The 17,995-nt window shown below is 55.5% G+C and carries 14 protein-coding genes; 4 read left to right on the plus strand and 10 right to left on the minus strand.

Annotated features, from left to right (window positions below; translation table 11 throughout):
• Positions 1-7: 7 nt before the first annotated feature.
• The 4 genes from PP263_RS13865 (at position 8) to PP263_RS13880 (ending at position 4,796) form a co-directional block, all read left to right on the plus strand.
• Positions 8-1,678 carry a tetratricopeptide repeat protein gene (locus PP263_RS13865; RefSeq protein WP_308364156.1) on the plus strand — a complete coding sequence of 557 codons (1,671 nt, stop codon included), beginning with the start codon at positions 8-10 and terminating at the stop codon, positions 1,676-1,678.
• Between the two features lie 322 nt (positions 1,679-2,000).
• Complete coding sequence (locus PP263_RS13870) at positions 2,001-3,908, plus strand: type VI secretion system tip protein TssI/VgrG (protein WP_308364158.1); 1,908 nt, start codon at positions 2,001-2,003, stop codon at positions 3,906-3,908.
• Between the two features lie 11 nt (positions 3,909-3,919).
• Positions 3,920-4,498: a hypothetical protein gene (locus PP263_RS13875; protein ID WP_308364159.1), complete on the plus strand. Its 579-nt coding sequence runs from the start codon at positions 3,920-3,922 to the stop codon at positions 4,496-4,498.
• A 49-nt stretch (positions 4,499-4,547) separates the two neighbouring features.
• Positions 4,548-4,796, plus strand: a complete 249-nt coding sequence (locus PP263_RS13880) for a PAAR domain-containing protein (RefSeq protein ID WP_308368614.1) — start codon at positions 4,548-4,550, stop codon at positions 4,794-4,796.
• 75 nt (positions 4,797-4,871) lie between these two features.
• On the opposite strand, the gene tssH is transcribed toward PP263_RS13880, so the two are convergent.
• The 10 genes from tssH to tagF form a co-directional block, all read right to left on the minus strand.
• A complete protein-coding gene (tssH, locus tag PP263_RS13885; RefSeq protein ID WP_308364160.1) occupies positions 4,872-7,550 on the minus strand; it encodes a type VI secretion system ATPase TssH in 2,679 nt (892 codons plus the stop codon).
• Positions 7,551-7,577: 27 nt separating this feature from the next.
• Positions 7,578-8,708, minus strand: coding sequence for a type VI secretion system baseplate subunit TssG (tssG, locus tag PP263_RS13890; RefSeq protein WP_308364161.1), 1,131 nt, complete (start codon positions 8,706-8,708; stop codon positions 7,578-7,580).
• On the minus strand, positions 8,672-10,501 hold the full coding sequence (gene tssF, locus PP263_RS13895) for a type VI secretion system baseplate subunit TssF (RefSeq protein WP_308364162.1): 1,830 nt from the start codon (positions 10,499-10,501) through the stop codon (positions 8,672-8,674). The genes tssG and tssF overlap by 37 nt, the downstream gene beginning before the upstream one ends.
• Positions 10,501-10,974, minus strand: coding sequence for a type VI secretion system baseplate subunit TssE (gene tssE / locus PP263_RS13900; RefSeq protein WP_308364163.1), 474 nt, complete (start codon positions 10,972-10,974; stop codon positions 10,501-10,503). The genes tssF and tssE overlap by 1 nt, the downstream gene beginning before the upstream one ends.
• A gap of 17 nt (positions 10,975-10,991) precedes the next feature.
• Positions 10,992-12,425, minus strand: a complete 1,434-nt coding sequence (gene tssC, locus PP263_RS13905; RefSeq protein ID WP_308364164.1) for a type VI secretion system contractile sheath large subunit — start codon at positions 12,423-12,425, stop codon at positions 10,992-10,994.
• 149 nt (positions 12,426-12,574) lie between these two features.
• Positions 12,575-14,062: a type VI secretion system contractile sheath large subunit gene (tssC, locus tag PP263_RS13910; RefSeq protein WP_308364165.1), complete on the minus strand. Its 1,488-nt coding sequence runs from the start codon at positions 14,060-14,062 to the stop codon at positions 12,575-12,577.
• Positions 14,059-14,580, minus strand: coding sequence for a type VI secretion system contractile sheath small subunit (gene tssB, locus PP263_RS13915; RefSeq protein ID WP_183458891.1), 522 nt, complete (start codon positions 14,578-14,580; stop codon positions 14,059-14,061). The genes tssC (PP263_RS13910) and tssB overlap by 4 nt, the downstream gene beginning before the upstream one ends.
• Positions 14,581-14,626: 46 nt before the next feature.
• Entirely contained in the window at positions 14,627-15,910 is a 1,284-nt protein-coding gene (gene tssA / locus PP263_RS13920) for a type VI secretion system protein TssA (protein WP_308364166.1), read from the minus strand.
• A gap of 141 nt (positions 15,911-16,051) precedes the next feature.
• Positions 16,052-16,837 carry a hypothetical protein gene (locus tag PP263_RS13925; protein ID WP_308364167.1) on the minus strand — a complete coding sequence of 262 codons (786 nt, stop codon included), beginning with the start codon at positions 16,835-16,837 and terminating at the stop codon, positions 16,052-16,054.
• Positions 16,838-17,303: 466 nt separating this feature from the next.
• On the minus strand, positions 17,304-17,981 hold the full coding sequence (tagF, locus tag PP263_RS13930; protein WP_308364168.1) for a type VI secretion system-associated protein TagF: 678 nt from the start codon (positions 17,979-17,981) through the stop codon (positions 17,304-17,306).
• Between the last annotated feature and the right edge of the window lie 14 nt (positions 17,982-17,995).

Raw genomic sequence — 17,995 nt, forward strand, 5'->3', positions numbered from 1 at the left:
AAATAACATGAAACTTGATGTTTCTGAGCTCCTGGAAAGACTCTACGAGGAAAAGAAGTGGTCAGAACTTGATGAAAAAATAAGTGAAAGAGACCTTGCGGAATATAAGGATGATATCACTCTGTTTCGATATAAGCTCATCGCAATGGCCAATATTGAAGGCCGAAACACCTGCGATGAGCTCATTCGAATAGCTGAGATAGCCCTGAATATTAAAAAGGAAACCCTATTTTACAATATTCTTGCAGACGCCCATATTGCGAGAGAAAACCCAAATTTAGCTATAAACATACTGAACTCCTGGAAATCTATAGATCCTGAGAACCCTAATATCTTTCAGCTACTTTTTTATTGCCATAAACAGTTGAATGACGAGCAAGGAATGACTCATGCAGCATTGTATTTCCACTTTTTCTCGGGAAAGGCTCTCCAAGCAAGCCTAAACTTCGAAGCCTCATGTGAGCACCTATACAACACATGCAAGATGGCACCGAAGTTCGATTATGCGGCTTATTTGTACGCTCAGGGTTTGATGTTTAGTGGTAAACCCCTCAGAGCAACTGAAGTTGCAGCCACTGTTTCTGATGAGTCTCCATTTTCCCTCGGCAAAATGGAGATTATGGCCCGCCTTGCCTCATTCCAGTCCGTTCCGGATGTTGTTGATGGTCATATTGAATCCATTCTGGATATCGATGCAAGTAATCCTGTCGCGCTTAGGTGCCGCGCCAAAGCTGCTGAAGATCGAAAAGATATTATGTCGGCAATTGCAGCTTATCAGAAGATTGTAGAATTTTACCCCTTTGATGTACTAGCAAGTCTGAAGATTGTGCAGCTATCCATGGCGATTGTAGAGAACATCTCAATAGGCATGACGATCCTGGATTCAGAGAAGCTAAGGCTTTCAGAGATTCTTTTCCATGCGGGTCAGAGTGATGCGGGATCAATACTTCTCGAAGGAATTTCACCTAAGTCTGAAAGTTATTTAGATGCAAGAATAGCTCTGGCGAACAACTATATTAACAGCCAGAACTTCATCGAAGCCCTTGAGGTCATCCGGGTTACAGACGATTCAACGAGAATGCACACAACTTTGTTACAGCTGGAAGCCGAGAGCCTTTTCCAGCTTAATCGGCACGAAGAAGCCGCCCAGATATCTCAAAATTCTCTAGAGATTGATCCGGACAACCTCCGTTGCCATTTTTTGCTTGGTGCTTCTTTAATCAAAATCAATGAGAGTAACACGCGAAACCTGGCCAAGGTTGAAGGTAGTATTCGTCCTTTACTAGGCACCTATATAGATAGGACACCTAACGACGGGTTACCCCATGTATATCTTGCACAGCTAACGTATAGCCTGGGGCAGGCTGACGGAATCCCCAATCAGATACGACTGGCACGGGGTAAAGGCCACTTATCCCCTTTGGGGAGCTATCTAATGGGCCAGTACAACCTTTCAGTTGGCGATTTTAGTGCTGCTTTGGCGGAGTTCACCGATGCCGTTGATCTATCTGGCCGTAATATTTATTACGAAGCGCAGATCGCACGCGCAGAACTGAATCACAAGCTAGGTAATATGCAGAGAGCGTTGGATGATGTGGAGGAAATACTGACACACTGGCCCAACAATCAGCGCGCTGGCGCTTTACGGCAGTTGCTACAAATTTCTCTGATAAATTAAGTTTGACTCGTTTTACGCAGACAGATAAATGGGTCAAACACGAATGGCACTAAGTTAAGCGGAATCCCTCTATAGGAGCCTGCTTGCAGGCGAATTGAGGTCGCACAGGTCAGGTCAGCAGCAGGTCAGCAGGGTCAAGCAGGTCAGCAGGGTCAGGCCTTACAATTTACATGCCAAGCAGAAATCAGTAGGCTGAATTTTGAGAAAAAATCAACTGTCAAATGTAAGGGTGGCTGTGATGACCACCACACAGAAATACAATTTTTGAATTCAGAGCAAAAATCTCAAACCATGACAACCTCTCAGGAACCCGGTGACAAGCATGTCCATTCTTAGCCAAGACAAACGGATGATCAACGTCGACTGCCCACTCGGCAAGGACGCACTGATTGCCACAATGATAGACGGCGAAGAGCATATCTCGAAGCCGTTCAACTACACGCTCAAACTGCTCTCCGACAATCATACCGTCACCCAGGACGACGTCGTTGGCAAGGTGATGACGGCAGCCATCCACCACGCTAAGACACCGCGTTACATCAGCGGTTATGTAACCCACTTCTCCATGCACGATGTCAACGCCGAGGGCATGCGCAGCTATACCGCAGTACTGCACCCGGGCCTGTGGTTTACCAGCCTCGGCGGCAAGAACCGTGTTTTCGAGAAGAAATCGGCCAAGCAGATCCTGGAGGAAGTGCTGGGCGAGTACAGCAAGGTCATCAAGCTTTCCACAAAGCTCAACGCGGAATACATCACCCGCGAGTACTGCGTACAGTTCGATGAGAGCGATTTTGAGTTCATCAGCCGCCTGATGTCTGAAGAAGGGATTGTCTACTATTTCAAACACAGCGACGGGCAGCATGAGCTGGTACTCTGCGACGACCCGCAGGATTTCTACGACTGCGAATCGGAAAAGGTGGAGTACGACGGCGGCGGAAGTCATCCAACCAAGCACACCATCAGCAGCTGGGACCGGGTCTTCAACTATCACGGCGGCGGTTTTGAGTTCAAGGACTACAATGAATTCACCGCGACCAAGGACAACAAACAGCAAGTCAAGACCACCAGCAAGCTCAACGATATTTCCAGCTATATGCGCAGCCTCTACGGCCTGAACCACTTCGAGCAGGATGGCGAGCACAAGCGCAAGTTCAAGGACAGCTACCACAAGGCGCTGGCGGAAAGGGCCATGGAGTCCCAGGAGGCGCAGTTCGACATGGCCCACGGGAGCAGCGATTGCCCCGCCTTCAGCGCCGGCGGCCGCTTTGACTTCGACCACACGCTGAGCACGGAGAAAGGCAAGTACCTACTCACATCCGTTAAATTACTCGCGGCAGACAGCAACAGCGGCCAAACGCACTTCAGGAGTACGTTCAGCTGCGTGCCCGCTTCGGTAATGCCCCGGCCGGACCCGCTCGCGCGCTCCAACAGGATTCACTCGCCACAGGTGGCCCAGGTACTGGAAGTAAAAGCCACAGCTTCCGACAGCTCCCAGGACCCCTATACCCAAATCAAGGTGAAGTTTCCCTGGAACTCCGCGCAGAACAGCTGCTGGATACGGGTAATGCAATCCTTCGCCGGCAAAAACTGGGGCGCCAACTTCGTACCCCGTATCGGCCAGGAAGTGGTGGTGACTTACATCAACGGCGATCCGGACCGCCCACTGGTTACCGGAGCCGTCTACAACGGCGACAATCCCGGCCCCAACTACACCGCCACCCAAAGCGGCTGGAAAACCGAATACGAGGGCAGTGCGTTCAATGAACTGCGCTTCGACGACAAGGGCGGCAAAGAAGAGATCTATATGGAGGCCGGCAGGGACCACAACTTCGTGATCCACCACGACCAGACCGGCAAGATCGAGAATGAGCAGACCCTGGAGATCAAACAGGACCGCAGCGTCACCGTCACCGATGGCAGTGAGAAAGTCACCATTGCCAAAGGGGACCAGATTGTCAAGATCGACAAAGGCGATCAAAAAACCACCCTGGGTGCTGGGAATCATACCCTCAAGATCAGCAAGGGTACGCAAACCACCGACGCCATGGGCGCGATCAAGATCACTTCAAAATCCTCCATTGAATTGAAAGTTGGTGGCAGCAGCATCAAGCTGACGCCCGCCGGAATTACCATCAAGGGCACCATGCTGTCATTCAAGGGCGACGCCACTGCCGAAGTCAAAGGCGGCGGCATGCTTACCTTGAAAGGCGGCGTGACCATGATCAATTGATGGAGTAAGCGATGACAGATCTGATAAAAGTTCAGGCCCTGACCGCCGCCGAATTATTGAAAAATTTCGACGTAAGCGAAGAGGCAGAAGAACACCTGGTACCGGATACCGCACCAGAGGTAAGCATCAATCGCCTGATGGAAGTCGGGCTCTACCCGGATGCGATCAAGCTTCTTGCACACGGGTTGCCCAAGCGTGAGGCGGTATGGTGGGCGTGCCTGGCAGCTCGCGATATCCAGAACCCACAAACCGATGAGGACAATATAAACGCCCTTATCGCCGCGGAAAGTTGGACCAAGAAGCCCAGTGAGGAGGGCCGTTTGCGCTGCAAACTGCTGGGGGAAAAAACCAAACACAAGACCCCCGCCAGTTGGGCGGCGACAGCTGCAAGCTGGTGCCACGGCAGCCTGGCCGCTGAGGGAGAACCGGCTATTGAGCCGCCCCAACACCTATACGCCCATGCGGTGGCCGGCAGTATAACGCTTGCCGCAGTGCTCTATGACCCGGTGGACCCCAGCGAACGCTTTGTTCGCTACATGAAGCAGGGGCTGGATCTGGCAAGAGGCGGCAACGGACGAATCGAGGAATAGAACTATGGGAAAACCTGCATCGCGTATCACGGATATGCACGTCTGCCCAATGGTAACCGGTACGGTCCCGCACGTCGGTGGACCGATACTGAGCCCCGGCGGTCCCACTGTCATTATCGGCAAGATGCCATCAGCGACTGTGGGCAGCGCCTGCACCTGCGTCGGGCCTCCCGACACCGTGGCCATGGGCAGCACCACAGTAATGATCCAGGGTAAGCCAGCGGCGCGGATGGGAGATACGACAGCGCACGGAGGAAAGATCGTGGTGGGATGCCCGACAGTCCTGATTGGGGGTTAGTCAAAAGATCGATTCCCGCACCGGCTGTAAAACGAATTGATAAGAGCGGCCCCTCCGTAAGGCCGCTCTGGCCAATTAGCTAACTTGGTAACTAAAATCACCTTCTTCAGTGGCGCTCACATGAATGGCCGCAACTTCCTCTCCTTTGGCCATTTTGCCCAGACACTCACTAGCCAGCGACGGCAATAACGTCCGGTTCAAAATCACCTCTATATTCCGCGCCCCAGTATCGGACTCCTGGCACCGCGCGACGATATTGATCAGCACATCATCGTCATAGCTGAAACTGGCTCCATAGTGTTCCTTAACCCGCTTTTCAATACGGCGCATATTGATCTTGCAGATTTCCACCATATCCTCGTCATCCAGCGGATAATAAGCGATCACGTTGGCACGACCGAGGAAGGCAGGTTTGAATTTCTTTAGCAGGTGGGGACGGATATTGTCCAGCAGAACGTCTGGTTCCGGCTTTTCCTCCACTTGACTGAAGATTGCACGGATAGCATCCTCTCCAGCATTGGAGGTCATGATAATAACCGTGTTCTTGAAGTCGATATCGCGCCCTTCTCCATCTTTTATGGTTCCCTTGTCGAAAAGGTTGTAGAAGATATCCTGGACGCCCGGGTGCGCTTTTTCTATTTCATCCAGCAGAATTACCGAGTAGGGTTTGCGGCGAGCCGCCTCGGTCAATACGCCGCCCTCTCCGTAGCCGACATAGCCCGGAGGCGAACCCAGTAACATGGAAACCTTATGCTCCTCCTTGAATTCGGCCATACTAATGGTGGTGATATTCTGTTCGCCGCCAAATAACTCATCAGCCAGGGCCAAAGCTGTTTCAGTTTTTCCGACACCGCTGGTTCCGCAGAACATAAACACGCCCACCGGTTTGCGCGGGTCTGTCAGGCCGGCACGTGACGTACGAATCGCCTGTGCGACAGCTTCAAGGACATGGGGCTGCCCGATAACCCGCCGCTCGAGGCGCTCGGCCAGGGTTTGTACCGCGATTATTTCATCACTGACCATTTTGCCAACCGGGATGCCGGTCCAGTTGGCTACCACTTCGGCAATGGCCTGTTCATCCACAGCCGGCTGCATCAGCGGAGTATCGCCCTGTACCTCTTGGAGCTGCGCATAAAGCGATTGTAACTGCTGCTTGAGATCGGCCATGGTGGCGGCGTCCAGGGTGTTCTCTTCGTCCTGTTGCCGCGGGGCCTGCTGTTGTTGAAAAAGGTCATCGATTTGATCCCGCAGTTTGTGGATCTGTACGGTCAGCTCCTGTTCCTGCTGATGCTGAGCCTGCAACCTATTCAGGCGTTCTTCGGCCTCCGCCTGCTGTTCAGATAAAATTTGCAGCTGCTCTTCATGTTCACCACTGGCAGCATTTTCGCGTTGCAGTTTCTGTATAGTGGTTTTAGCGCGCTCAATTATCCGCCTGGCGTCTTCAATCGCCCCGGGGGTTGCCGACTGGCCAAGAGCGACACGGGCACAGGCGGTGTCCAGCAGACTGACGGACTTATCCGGCAATTGGCGTCCCGGAATATACCGGTGGGATAACTTCACGGACGCAACAATGGCCTCGTCTAGGATACGCACGCGGTGATGCTCCTCCAGTGAAGTGGCTATACCGCGCATCATGTCGATGGCTTTCTCTTCACTGGGTTCCTCAACCTTCACCACCTGAAACCGCCGGGTGAGCGCCGGATCACGTTCGAAATATTTTTTGTACTCCGCCCAGGTGGTCGCGGCAATAGTGCGCAGTTCGCCGCGGGCCAGTGCAGGCTTCAACAGGTTGGCGGCATCCCCCTGCCCCTCTTTACCCCCGGCACCGATCATGGTGTGCGCCTCATCGATAAACAGGATGATAGGCGTTGCCGAGGCCCGCACTTCCTCGATAACGGACTTGAGGCGGTTTTCAAACTCCCCCTTTACACTGGCACCGGCCTGGAGCAGCCCGAGGTCCAGGGTGCGCACGGCGACGCCTTTCAGCGGGTCCGGCACGTCGCCGGTGGCGATACGCAGGGCAAACCCCTCGACCACCGCGGTTTTACCCACACCGGCCTCGCCGGTAAGGATCGGGTTGTTTTGCCGGCGGCGGGTCAGGATATCGATACACTGTCGTATTTCCTCATCCCGCCCCAAAACCGGGTCTATCTCCCCTTTCTGGGCGCGCTCGGTGAGATTGATGGTGTATTTATCCAGGGACGGCGCCTTACTCGCGGCGGCTACCACCGCCGCTGCCCCTTCATCTCCGTCGCCGCCACCGGTCATGTGGCTGGATTCGCCACTGCGACCAAACATTGCCCGGGCGGTCTCGCGGATGGATTCCGGTGCTATGGATTTCAGCTCGGGGCAGGACTCCAGCAACTGCCGGCGCGATGTTTCTTCCAGCAGCAATGCGGCCAGCAGGTGGCCGGAACTTATGGAGCGGTGCCCATAGTCGATGGATGCGAGCATCCAGGCATTTTTTGCGCCTTCGACTATCGTCGGCGAAAGCGCCGCCGGCCGACTGCTCCCCGATTTAAACCTCGCAATGGTTGTCGCCAGCTGCTTGGCGAGATTCGACGGGTTGACATCGTGCTTCTCCAGCAGGTGGTACAGGTCGGTGTCGGACTGATCCAGCAATTTCAATAGCCAGTGTTCCAGTTCCACATTGTACTGGCTCTGGGCCAGACAGAGCCCCGCTGCCCCTTCCAGGGAATCGCGCATATGGGGGGTCATGGTATCCACGAGGCGCTTCAGGTCGATATTGATCATATTATTCAAAGTTCCTTTTAGGGATTATCAGGCTGCGGGCAGTGCTTCATCGGGAGAAACCCGGTCCGCACTCAGTGCGATCTCCACCCGCTGGTCATATTGGTGTTCACTGGACATATGGGTATTCCAGCCCAACAGCGGCTGGACGTCGGGTTCATCAATCAACTGCACCGGCACTACCTGTCCGGTAAACAGGGTTACAGAGATCTCGAAATCCATTTCCACGCCGGCGCTGAACTGAATAAAAGACTTGAGCGCTTCCAGCTTGTCACTGCCTGGTGCTATGGTCATGAACTGGTCGTACGCCATTGGTTCAACCACGACGCGAAACTTATTCTGTGCCTGGAAGCACATGGTGCCCAGCACAGTGTTGACCCCCAGGCAATTATTCACCCCCTGGGGATATTCCGGCCCCGGCAGTCGACAGAGCACATCTTCCGGCAATTCGTCCCATTGCCCCCGGAACTGCTCAATATTGACGTTCAGGCCGAAGTGATGGCGGATCATACTAGCCAGGGCGGCCGCGGAGCACTGTTGCCTGCCCAGGTGTCCCGCCATGCCAAACAAGGCTTCGTCCGGCAGCGGCATTCGGTAACGCATTTCACTGGTACCGAGCCCGGAGAGCGATGCCAGTGCGTGGCTGAACAGATCCAGCTCACGTTCCTTGCGAAGGTGCTGTCGCTCGTAATTGACCGGCAGCTGGTATTTGTGCCAAGCCTGGTAGAACAGTGAGACGTGGCGATGGTTAAACATATCCAGGAAGTCGCGCAGCGCGGTGTTTTTCTCCCGCAACTCCCTGAGAACCAGCTCAGTCAGGTAGTAAGGCATTACACCCTGGCTGCCGATCAGGCCGGTGAACCCGACATCCATCTTCCACTGCCTGATTTCATCATCGGCCTGCCCGGTACCGCGGCTTTGATGCTGCTCCAGGCGCAGAATATCGGAGCCGATAAATGACAGGTTCGACTGCGCGCTAAAACGCACTACCTCGCGCGATGGCGGGGAGGAGCCGGCAATCGGTTCCCCGGCGTAACCGTCTCCCCCCAGTACCGCCGCATGCTCAAGGAGCCTGACCGCCTGAAAGAAGTCGAAGCAATAGGGCTCGCGGCGCAGGCGCTCTATTACAGTAAAGCTTTGTCGCCGGCGCGAGGTGGCCATCGCTTCAGTTCTCCATCTCTGCCACTCAGTGTGGCAATCAGTCGGGTAAAGGAATTCAGTGAGCAATAGAGGCCGAGAAAGCGCTCTATAATGCTGGCAAATAACAGCGGGCTGGTGCCGGACAACATCATGGAATCCAGTTCGATCTCCACCTCTGTTCCCCGGCACAATACTACGCTCTGATCTATCTGTATCGGCGCGGTGATCGGCCTCGTATTTACCTTCAACAGCGATTCGATCAGGTTTCTGGTGCTGGCCGAATCGCGGAAATCATAGAGCCTTAAAATCTCCTTAAGCGCGTCACAGCCACCCGAACCGGAAAGGGACAGGTGGTTGAGGTTGAGATGTGAAATCAACCGCCAGTATCCCCGCTCGCGGTGCGGCGGTCTCAAGGTCGCCGTAGGAGATATCACACTGCTGACTCTGCTTGCCGGCGCATCGCCGTCGACCACTTCCAGGTAAGGCTGTGAATTGCCACTGGGCAGCTTTTTCGGCAGGTTGCGGTTGCAACAGGTCAGCTTCAGGTCCAGCGTCTGATCGCTGATACGATGTGGATTGAAATCCAGGTCCACCAGGCATATATCCAATTCCGTCGCCTGCTCATTGCGGTGCTCGCCCTCTATTACGTCGCGGCGGCGAACATACCAGAATGCCGATTGCCGGGCGTGATGGCGGCTGTGCTGAATGCCGTAGAAAGGACGATACGGGGTGGTTTTGCCGCTGCCATCCGTTGCACCAACGGCGTCGATCGAATAGACCTCAAGGCCGTCACTTCGACGCGCATCGGGCACCACGTGATAGCTGTATTCGGTATGGCTAAGCGGTATCGGGTCCGCCGTTTGTGGAAACAGATTGACAACCGGCGTACAGCCCAGCGCAAACATGCTGGCAGCAATCTGCTTTTCCAGTTCGTCGTGGTTTTCCGACAAGTAGAAATACAGATTGAGTGTATCGCCGTAACTGTCATTAATGGCTTCCTGGAGATTGCAGATATCGATAAAGAGAAACTTCTCCGGGAACGCGAAGTACTCTGTAAGCAGGCGATAGCCGATAAATGCCGTGTCCGGGTATGGCAGGAGGCCCTGGTCCGGTTCCAGCCCGACCTGTTGTATGGCGTCCGGCTCCATAAAAGTGGGTTTTGGATCGGTTTCACCGCTGGCCACCACCAGCTTTACACAACGGCTGAGCAGCAGATCGTACAGTGCGTAGACGTGGCTGGGCTGTCCCCGAAGAAAGAAGCGCAATTTCCCCGGCTGTATTTCAGAGAAGCTCAGATCCTGGCTGAGGGTTTTCAGAGACAGTTTGAGTACCGCATTCGCCCCCTGGATCTCATTGCACCCGGGCGCGATAAAAGGGCGCGGCATCAGGCTGGCATTGGCCACCTGGAAAGGACAAATATCGACCGGGTAGCGGCTGGTAAAGCGGCAAGTCTGCCCGTTAAAGCTGTCGGTTTCCAGCAGGGTATCGGCATCTACACGGGTAATCGCATCCAGGTCCGGTTCCGGCTCGAACTGCACAATGGCACAGGACGGAATCGGCCTCAGGTAATGGGGATATAAGGTCTCCAGCATTGCATCGGTAAGCTCGGGAAAATCGTCGCTCAGCTTCTGCTGGACACGCGCATTCATATAGGCGAAACCCGACAGCAGGCGGCCTACCAGGGGGTCGTCCACGGTATCGGTATCCAGTTGCAGCCTGGAGGCTGCGGCCGGATGTATTTTGGTGAACTCGGAAGCCGTCTGCTGGATAAACGCCAGTTCCCGCTCGTAGAGATCAATCAGCTTTTCACTCATTACATAATCTCCGATACATCGACCAGCTGAGTTACCGGATTCAAAGCGGAATCGAACACTATGACCTCCGATGCGGGGTTGACATGCAGAACCGCCTCGACACGAAAGCGTATACTGGGGTCCTCGACATCCATCTTGTCCTGGCTCGTCACTTTTACCGAGCGGATTCTGGGCTCGAAATCCAGTATCGTTCTCTCGATTTCCCGGCAGAACCGCTTCCGGCTGTCCATCGAGGAAAGATTGATTGTCGACAGGTCCGGCAGGCCGAAATTGATATTGGAATTACTGAGATGGGTATGAGTTTCCGGAGCGGATAAACAGCGATAGCGTGTATTGAACAGGTACTCCAGATCCCTCCGGACGCCCTCCCGAAGCTGCTTCAGTACCTGATGCGGCTGGTGCAGGTCCATATTGCGGGACGATTCCAACAGCCTGTCGAGAACCGGGGCCAGAAGGCGCTTATCTTTTCGCATAATAATTTGGGCCCTTGTTATCGTATCGTGCCTACGCCGATCTGAGCCAGAGCGGTGGTAAGTTTCAATTCGGAAACCAAATGGTCAACGGTGTAGTGACTTTTCAGGTGAATCACACTCTGATAACTGCCAGCTTTTCCCGGCTCGTCCACCACCCGCACCCGGGCCTCTCTGAGAGGGTAGCGGGCCAACATCTCCCAGGACAGGTCATCGCGCCCGGTGGTGTAGCGGTCCAGCCATTTCTGCAACTGGCGCTCGCAGTCCTGGGCGTTCATATAGGCACCCACTTTGTCCCTGATCATCACCTTGATGTAGTGGGCAAATCTCGATGCGCAGAGAATCTGCTGCAGCATGGCGCTGATACGCGCATTGGCGGTGGCGGACTTGGTGGTGTACTGCTTGGGCCGCTGTAATGACGGAACACTGTTGAATGCACTGTACGCGGTATCGTAACAGTGGCACAGACAGGAGAATCCCAGCTCACTCAAGTCCCGCTCTACAAAATCCGTCACGAGGATAGAGGTGGACATGCGGACCATATTCGAAGTTGTATCCGGCTTGTACGAGACCACCGGCAGTTGGGATACCAGGCCGCCCCCCAGATGATCCCTGGCAACGCCCCGGATGTGCGAAAACCAGCCCACGTCATTGAACTCCCGAATCAACACCGCGCCCATTGCGAAACAGGCATTGCCCCAGAGATATTTCCGACTGTGGGATGCAGAGACCCGCTCTGCAAACCGCAGGCCGCCGTAACGGGAGAATTGAGTATTGTAGGGCTGGCGCAGAAGCACCTGTGGCAAGGTAACCGCCAGGAACCGGCTGTCCTCGAGATCCCTCAAGCCATTCCAGCGGATATACTCCTTTTGCCGGAACACTTCTGAAAAATCGATCGGCTTGGCAAGGTCATCGTAGTGATCCACACCGAACAGCTGCGGAGTAGCCGCACAGACAAACGGTGCAAAAGCCGCTGCCGAAGTATGGGCAATACCCTGCAAAGTAAAGACGTCGTCGTATGGGTGATCGGCGAAAGGGCGGTGGGATATGTAGTAATCGCCGAGAAGAAGACCAAAGGGCTCTCCACCCGGGGTTCCGAATTCCTCATTGTAAATGAGATGAAAAAGGCCCGACTGATCAAAGTCCGGGGCCCGTTCCATATCCTTGCTGAGATCCCTCCAGCTCACATCCAGCAACTTGATCTTGATGTTGTCGGAATGCGGGGTGTTGTGGACCAGCATTGATAGGCCGCGCCAGCTGGCTTCAAGCCTCTGGAAGCGCGAATGATGCAGGATGCTGTTGATCTGGTCGCAGATCAACTCGTCCAGTTCCGCTACCAAGCGGCTCAGCCACTGGCGAACGGTAAACTGTTCCGGCTGCGGGCAAGGATATATTTCCGACAGCCAATATTCGAAGGCGAACAGGTCATCCGGTTCCCGCAAAAACTTTTGCAAATCCGCCCCCTTACCAGTAAGCAACTGCGAAGGCAGCTCTATTCCGCAATCTCCGGAATTGTGATCGCTAGATGCAGCGGGCAAGGCAGGACTCCCACGGATAATCTGTCAGTCGGAAAAGAGCGGCCCGCCGGGCGGGCCGCCATTTATTACCCCGCTGTGGGGATATTGGCCACCATGCGCATGGAGGTGGTCAACTCCTCCATCTGCAGCCAGGGTTTAAGGTAGGCAACTGCACTGTAGCAGCCGGGCTGGCCCGGAATTTCCTTCACTTCCACTCTCGCTTCGGCCAGGGGGTACTTGGCTTTCATTTCCGCGCTGGCATCCGGGTTGGAGTTGGTGTACTGGGTGATCCACTTGTTCAGCCAGCGCTCACAGTCGCTCGCTTCCATGAAGGAACCTACTTTATCGCGCGCCATAACCTTCAGGTAATGGGCAATCCGGGCCGTGGCCATCAGGTATGGCAGGCGGGCGGAGATAGCGGCGTTCGAGGTCGCATCCGGATCGTCGTAGGCCTTCGGCTTTTGGGTGCTCTGCGAGCCGAAGAAGACCGAGTAATCGGTATTCTTGTAATGGCACAGCGGCAGGAAGCCCTGGCTGCTGAGCTCCGCTTCGCGACGGTCTGTAATACCGATTTCCGTCGGGCACTTCTGGTCCAGATCGCCGTCGTCGCTCTTGAAGATATGCGTCGGCAGTCCCTCTACCTTACCGCCACCCTCTGCACCGCGAATGGCTGTACACCAGGAATTCTCCGCAAATGCCCTGGTCATGGTAGTACCCATCACATAGGCGGCGTTCATCCAGCAGTACTGATCATGGTCGGCGGGGCGGGACACACCGGACTCATCCACGTCGAACTCTTCGAAATTGAAGGATTCAATCGGCTTGGTGTTGGCTCCGTAGGGCGTGCGCGCGAGAGTCCTGGGCATCACCAGGGTAACGAAGCGAGAGTCTTCGCTGTCCCGGAAACTGCGCCACTTGATGTATTCGCCGGACTCAAAAATCCCACCCAGGTCCCGGGGCTTGGACAGCTCGGTAAAATCGCTGAAACCGAACATTCCGGCTCCGGCAGCGGAGATAAAGGGGCAGAAACCGGCGGCGGCCACATTGGACATCTTGCTCAGCAGTTCGACATCCTCCGGGTGGCTGGTGAACTCGAAGTCGCCGATCATGCAGCCAAAAGGTTCACCACCCGCGGTACCAAACTCTTCTTCGTAGACTTTCTTGAAAGTCTGGCTCTGGTCAAATTCAACGGCCTTGTCCAGGTCGCGGAACAGTTCCCGCTTGGTGATATTCAGCATGCGGATCTTCAGGGTCGCGCCGGTTTCGCTGTTCATCACCAGGTGATTGAGACCGCGCCACGAGCCCTCCAGCTTCTGGAATTTCTCGTCGTGCAGAATGGCCGAAAGCTGCTTGGACATGGCCTCATCGATTGCCTGGACAGCCTTTGAGATCGTCTGGGTCAGGTTTCGGTCCCAGGTTACGGTGCCCTTCAGAACCTGCTCCGTCAGGTTGGAAATCAGGTCCTTTGCTTCGTCCGGCGAGGTTTGCTTGGTCGCAGAAATGGCCTGGTCGAGCAGGCTGACCGACTGCTCTTCCGCTTCATTTTCTACTGCATTTTCTGCTTCGGTGCTCATTCTGACTCTTCTCCTTTGTTTTCACCAAGGCCCAGCTGTTCAGAGATAGCGCCTACGTTTTCGGTGCTTTTCAGAATGTCTTCCAGAACCTTCTCGAGATCTTCCGATCGGTCCGCCTTGCTCAGCAGGTCGCGCAGTTTGCTGCGAGCCTCGAGCAGCTGCTTCAGCGGCTCTACCTGATCGACTACTCTCTCCGGAGAGAAGTCGTCCATATGCCTGAAATCCAGGTCCACGGCCATCTTGCTTCCATCTCCGGAGAGGGTGTTTTCCACCTGGAGACTCAGCTTTGGATTGACCTTTGTCATTACGTCGTTGAAATTATCGCGGTCGATCTGGACAAATTTTCTCTCTTTGAGGGCTTTCCGGTTCTCGGCGTTGTCACCGGAATAATCGCCCATCACACCGGTTACGAACGGCAGTTCCTTCTTGACTTCGGCGCCATTGGTTTCGACATCGTAGGTAATATGGACGCGCGGCTTACGCACACGCTTCAGCTTGTTGTGGATGCTCTCGGACATCTCTGATCTCCTTTCCTCGATTTAGGAAGTGTAAAAGTTTAATGTTCTACCAGCCTACGCCGGCGTCCGCTGTTTGTGATTCCTCCGACCATTCTGCCTGACCCGAAGACGCTTCCGGAGTCTCTGCACTCGCGGGCGCCGTGGGAGCCTGCGGCGCCCTGGCGGCCGGAGGGGGGGCGACGTAACGCTGGGTATCAGAACCGTCGAGCTTGACGCCGGTCAACTGGGAGTAGATCGACCGGGACTGGTCATCCGGCAACAGTTCGGCCATGAGTTCCGATACCGTCATGCGACCCCAGCCGATAAGGCGCTCCAGACCCGGCGCCAGTGGGGTGTGGGGTTCGTAGGTGCGGAAGTACTTGGCAGCTGCTTCGAGCAGCTTCAGGGCATCTTCGCGCGAGGCGACCGGCCCGGTCGGCATGGATACGCCTGCGACCGCGGGCGCCGCCCCGCCGGGGGGGCTGCTCTCCCCGCCTTCCGTGCCGCCCACCTCCGCCTCCGGCGGCGCCGCCGAAGCGGCCAGCGCTTCCAACTGGCTCTTGTAGACAAAGCGCGTGGTCCGCAGCACCTCGTCCAGAAGAGTGGTGATATTGGTGAAGGGTGGAGCGTCGTGGCCACAACTGGAGCGCAACTCTTCACTGATGCTTTTATAGTGGGCCAACGCCTCTTCGAGGGTTTCCACCAGATCCTGCGCCCATTCGTTGCTCGCGGCGTTTACGCATTGTTCGATTTCATCAAAGCTGTACCCGAGGACTTCCAGCCGGGCGGCTTTGGCATCGTCATCGGCGATGCGGTCCGCGTCCCGGGCCTGCTGATACTGGAAGAATGAATAGGCACCGTAATCACTTTCCGGGGTAATGGGCGCATTGCGGACTGGCATCATCAGGGTGCCGTCCCCGCCGTCACCATTCAGGCCCGTCAGCGGCGCCACCTTGGTTTCCAGACCGTCTTCGTCGGGTTCGGGATAAAGGCCGTCCCAGTTTTCTTTCACCAGGCGTTCTATCAACGCAAAACCATCGCGCAGGCCGGGAAATCCGTGCAGCCGGATCAACGCTTCGGTATACCAGGTCGCGACTTCAAGGTCCTTGCTCTGGGCCGAGAGAATTTTCTCAGCGCATTTGGCCACGTCGTGCCAGGGCGCGAGCAGATCGGCATCGCTGTCGTCGAACATGGCGGAGCGTTCGGCGGCGCGGGCGCTGTTGCGGGAGTCTTTGATGGTGTAGTAATCGGAGGTCGGCGAGCGATCTTCTCGAATGTCGCTGCCTGTCGGCTGGTCCTCCGAAATCGGAGCAGCCAACTCGTCGATGCTGATTATATTGGGGAATGCCATGGAAGTTCCTTTGACTCAAATAATTCCTTTGCCTTGATTCTTATTAGAAAGAATGCCTGTCGTGAATAAGCTGATCAAGACAACCAGCCTACCGTACAGCACAGGATCCATACGAAAGCTGCTCCCTTGCAGGTACCACGACTAGCCACACCCCGTCCCCTCCCGGGCAGCCTGCACAACAGGTTCCGTTCGAAAACCGGCCACCATTCTCTGGAACAGCGGTTTTTGCTGCGGGAACTCCCTCTGGCTGCACCACAGAAACAAGGTATGGAAATACCGCTCACATTGAAAATGGGCCACCAAATATTGTATTGCGGTAGTATCCAGCCGGGCCGATATTTCACTGGTACACGCCGGTGAATCTCCATACTCAACCATCTCGGGCCCGGAGAGTAAACGCCCCGAAGCCAGTCTGGCCAAGCACTGTTGCAGCTGCGCGACACTGTAATCCGGCAGAGCCAGTCCCGCCGGCAGCTCCTCCCTCGCCTGCATTAAGACAATCATGTAGTGGTGGGCATTCCGGTCCCCGACTTGGAGCACGGCATTCGGATTGAGGTCTGTGCACGGCTGCCAGGATTCCGGTATGACAGCGGAAACCGGGGAATCCCGCCCGCGCACCCTTACCAGACCCGGCCCGACCAGACCCAGCCCGGGATCCTGAAAACTTGGCTTCTGCACCTGATTTGTGCGAAAGACAACGCGGTTGTCCAGATGCAACTCCGTATGCCATCCCCCATCCCATAGAGCCTTGACGATCCTCTCCGCCTGTCGGCGGTCCTCAACACACTTTACCACCCGGTGAGCACCGGACAGCAAATACTTGATCTGGTCAAAACCCAGCGCAAACTGCTTGCCAAGCGACTCGATCCCCCGGCGGCGGTTGAATCCGTCACGGAGTGATCCTGTAAAAATAACCCGGAAAGACATTCTGGCGACCTGCGTTCCATGCATATCAATTTTATCAGTAGGGGGCCAACCCAGCCCTCCCCGGCCATCCTAAAGCCATTTACACTACCGGCTCTCCCGGCACCCTTGCCATTCAGCCTTCGACAGACGCACGCCGAAAGCAGATCCGAGCCCTCAGCCATGCCCAATTCTACCTAATCCAACTCACAGTTGGATACTGCCTCACAAAAACAAACACACACCGTACTAACTAAGAATGGCACTTGTGCGCGACTCCAAAATCGAACGCACGTGAAAACAGTACAGTCGTACCACTTTCTTCCGCATCACCTCCTAATCCAAAATCTGTCGTCGGGAACGTAGCGTGACTGAACTCCGACACGCACGAATGGCGCTAAGTTAAGCGATAAAGTTCGATGCGAAGGGCCAGAGGCCGTTTTTTTCCAATGTCACTATATATTTCACACATTACTCCTTGGACGCGCGTCTACCAATGCCGGCTCTGCGCGCCGAGCATGGAACAGTAGAGGCTGGGTTCGGGCAGGCCGGGGCTCAGCAGGGTGGTGGGCGCCAGATACTGGGAGCCCGAGCACCACCAAAGGCTGTAGCTGGGGTACTGCTGCTTGTACAACTGATTCAGCAGGCCGGGATAACTGCCGGCAATGCTCCCGGTTTCACTGGTGGCGGTAATGGCCGCGCCGAAAAATGCCGACTCTCCACCGGCGACCGCACCGGCGGGAAAATCCGGAAACCGCTCCATCACCTGGTCGGCCTGCAGGGTGCTCTGCAGCGCATCTATTGCCAGATCCGACAACAGCCGGTACCAGCTGTCCGCGCCCGCCTGCACGGCAAAAGGATTTGCCTGCGCGGATGCGGGAACAGGTACGGCCATGGTCAGGGGGAAGTAGCGGCCCACACTGTCCACACTGGGCACCAGCACACCGGCCCAGGCGCACTCGTCGAGTACCCCGCAGGACAGTACGAAACGCCAGATGGGGCTGGTAAGGTAATAATCCAGCCAGGACTCCCCAACGAGTTCCCGCGACCCGTGGACCGCTCTCTGCAGCCATTCGTCCCAGGGTGTCACGAAACTGCCGGGCAGTTGGCGCTGGATAAAATCCCCATGCCCGGGCAGCTTTCCGAATAATCCCTTTGCACTCGACACTTTTACAGACCTCT

Origin of the sequence: Microbulbifer sp. TB1203 (assembly GCF_030997045.1) — a bacterium.
Taxonomy (GTDB): domain Bacteria; phylum Pseudomonadota; class Gammaproteobacteria; order Pseudomonadales; family Cellvibrionaceae; genus Microbulbifer.

What these genes read in the sequence shown, in the direction of transcription:
- PP263_RS13865 (WP_308364156.1), top strand. Translation starts at nt 8, where the DNA reads ATGAAACTTGATGTTTCTGAGCTCCTGGAAAGACTCTACGAGGAAAAG.
- PP263_RS13870 (WP_308364158.1), top strand. Translation starts at nt 2,001, where the DNA reads ATGTCCATTCTTAGCCAAGACAAACGGATGATCAACGTCGACTGCCCA.
- PP263_RS13875 (WP_308364159.1), top strand. Translation starts at nt 3,920, where the DNA reads ATGACAGATCTGATAAAAGTTCAGGCCCTGACCGCCGCCGAATTATTG.
- PP263_RS13880 (WP_308368614.1), top strand. Translation starts at nt 4,548, where the DNA reads ATGGTAACCGGTACGGTCCCGCACGTCGGTGGACCGATACTGAGCCCC.
- tssH (WP_308364160.1), bottom strand. Translation starts at nt 7,550, where the DNA reads ATGATCAATATCGACCTGAAGCGCCTCGTGGATACCATGACCCCCCAT.
- tssG (WP_308364161.1), bottom strand. Translation starts at nt 8,708, where the DNA reads ATGGCCACCTCGCGCCGGCGACAAAGCTTTACTGTAATAGAGCGCCTG.
- tssF (WP_308364162.1), bottom strand. Translation starts at nt 10,501, where the DNA reads ATGAGTGAAAAGCTGATTGATCTCTACGAGCGGGAACTGGCGTTTATC.
- tssE (WP_308364163.1), bottom strand. Translation starts at nt 10,974, where the DNA reads ATGCGAAAAGATAAGCGCCTTCTGGCCCCGGTTCTCGACAGGCTGTTG.
- tssC (WP_308364165.1), bottom strand. Translation starts at nt 14,062, where the DNA reads ATGAGCACCGAAGCAGAAAATGCAGTAGAAAATGAAGCGGAAGAGCAG.
- tssB (WP_183458891.1), bottom strand. Translation starts at nt 14,580, where the DNA reads ATGTCCGAGAGCATCCACAACAAGCTGAAGCGTGTGCGTAAGCCGCGC.
- tssA (WP_308364166.1), bottom strand. Translation starts at nt 15,910, where the DNA reads ATGGCATTCCCCAATATAATCAGCATCGACGAGTTGGCTGCTCCGATT.
- PP263_RS13925 (WP_308364167.1), bottom strand. Translation starts at nt 16,837, where the DNA reads ATGTCTTTCCGGGTTATTTTTACAGGATCACTCCGTGACGGATTCAAC.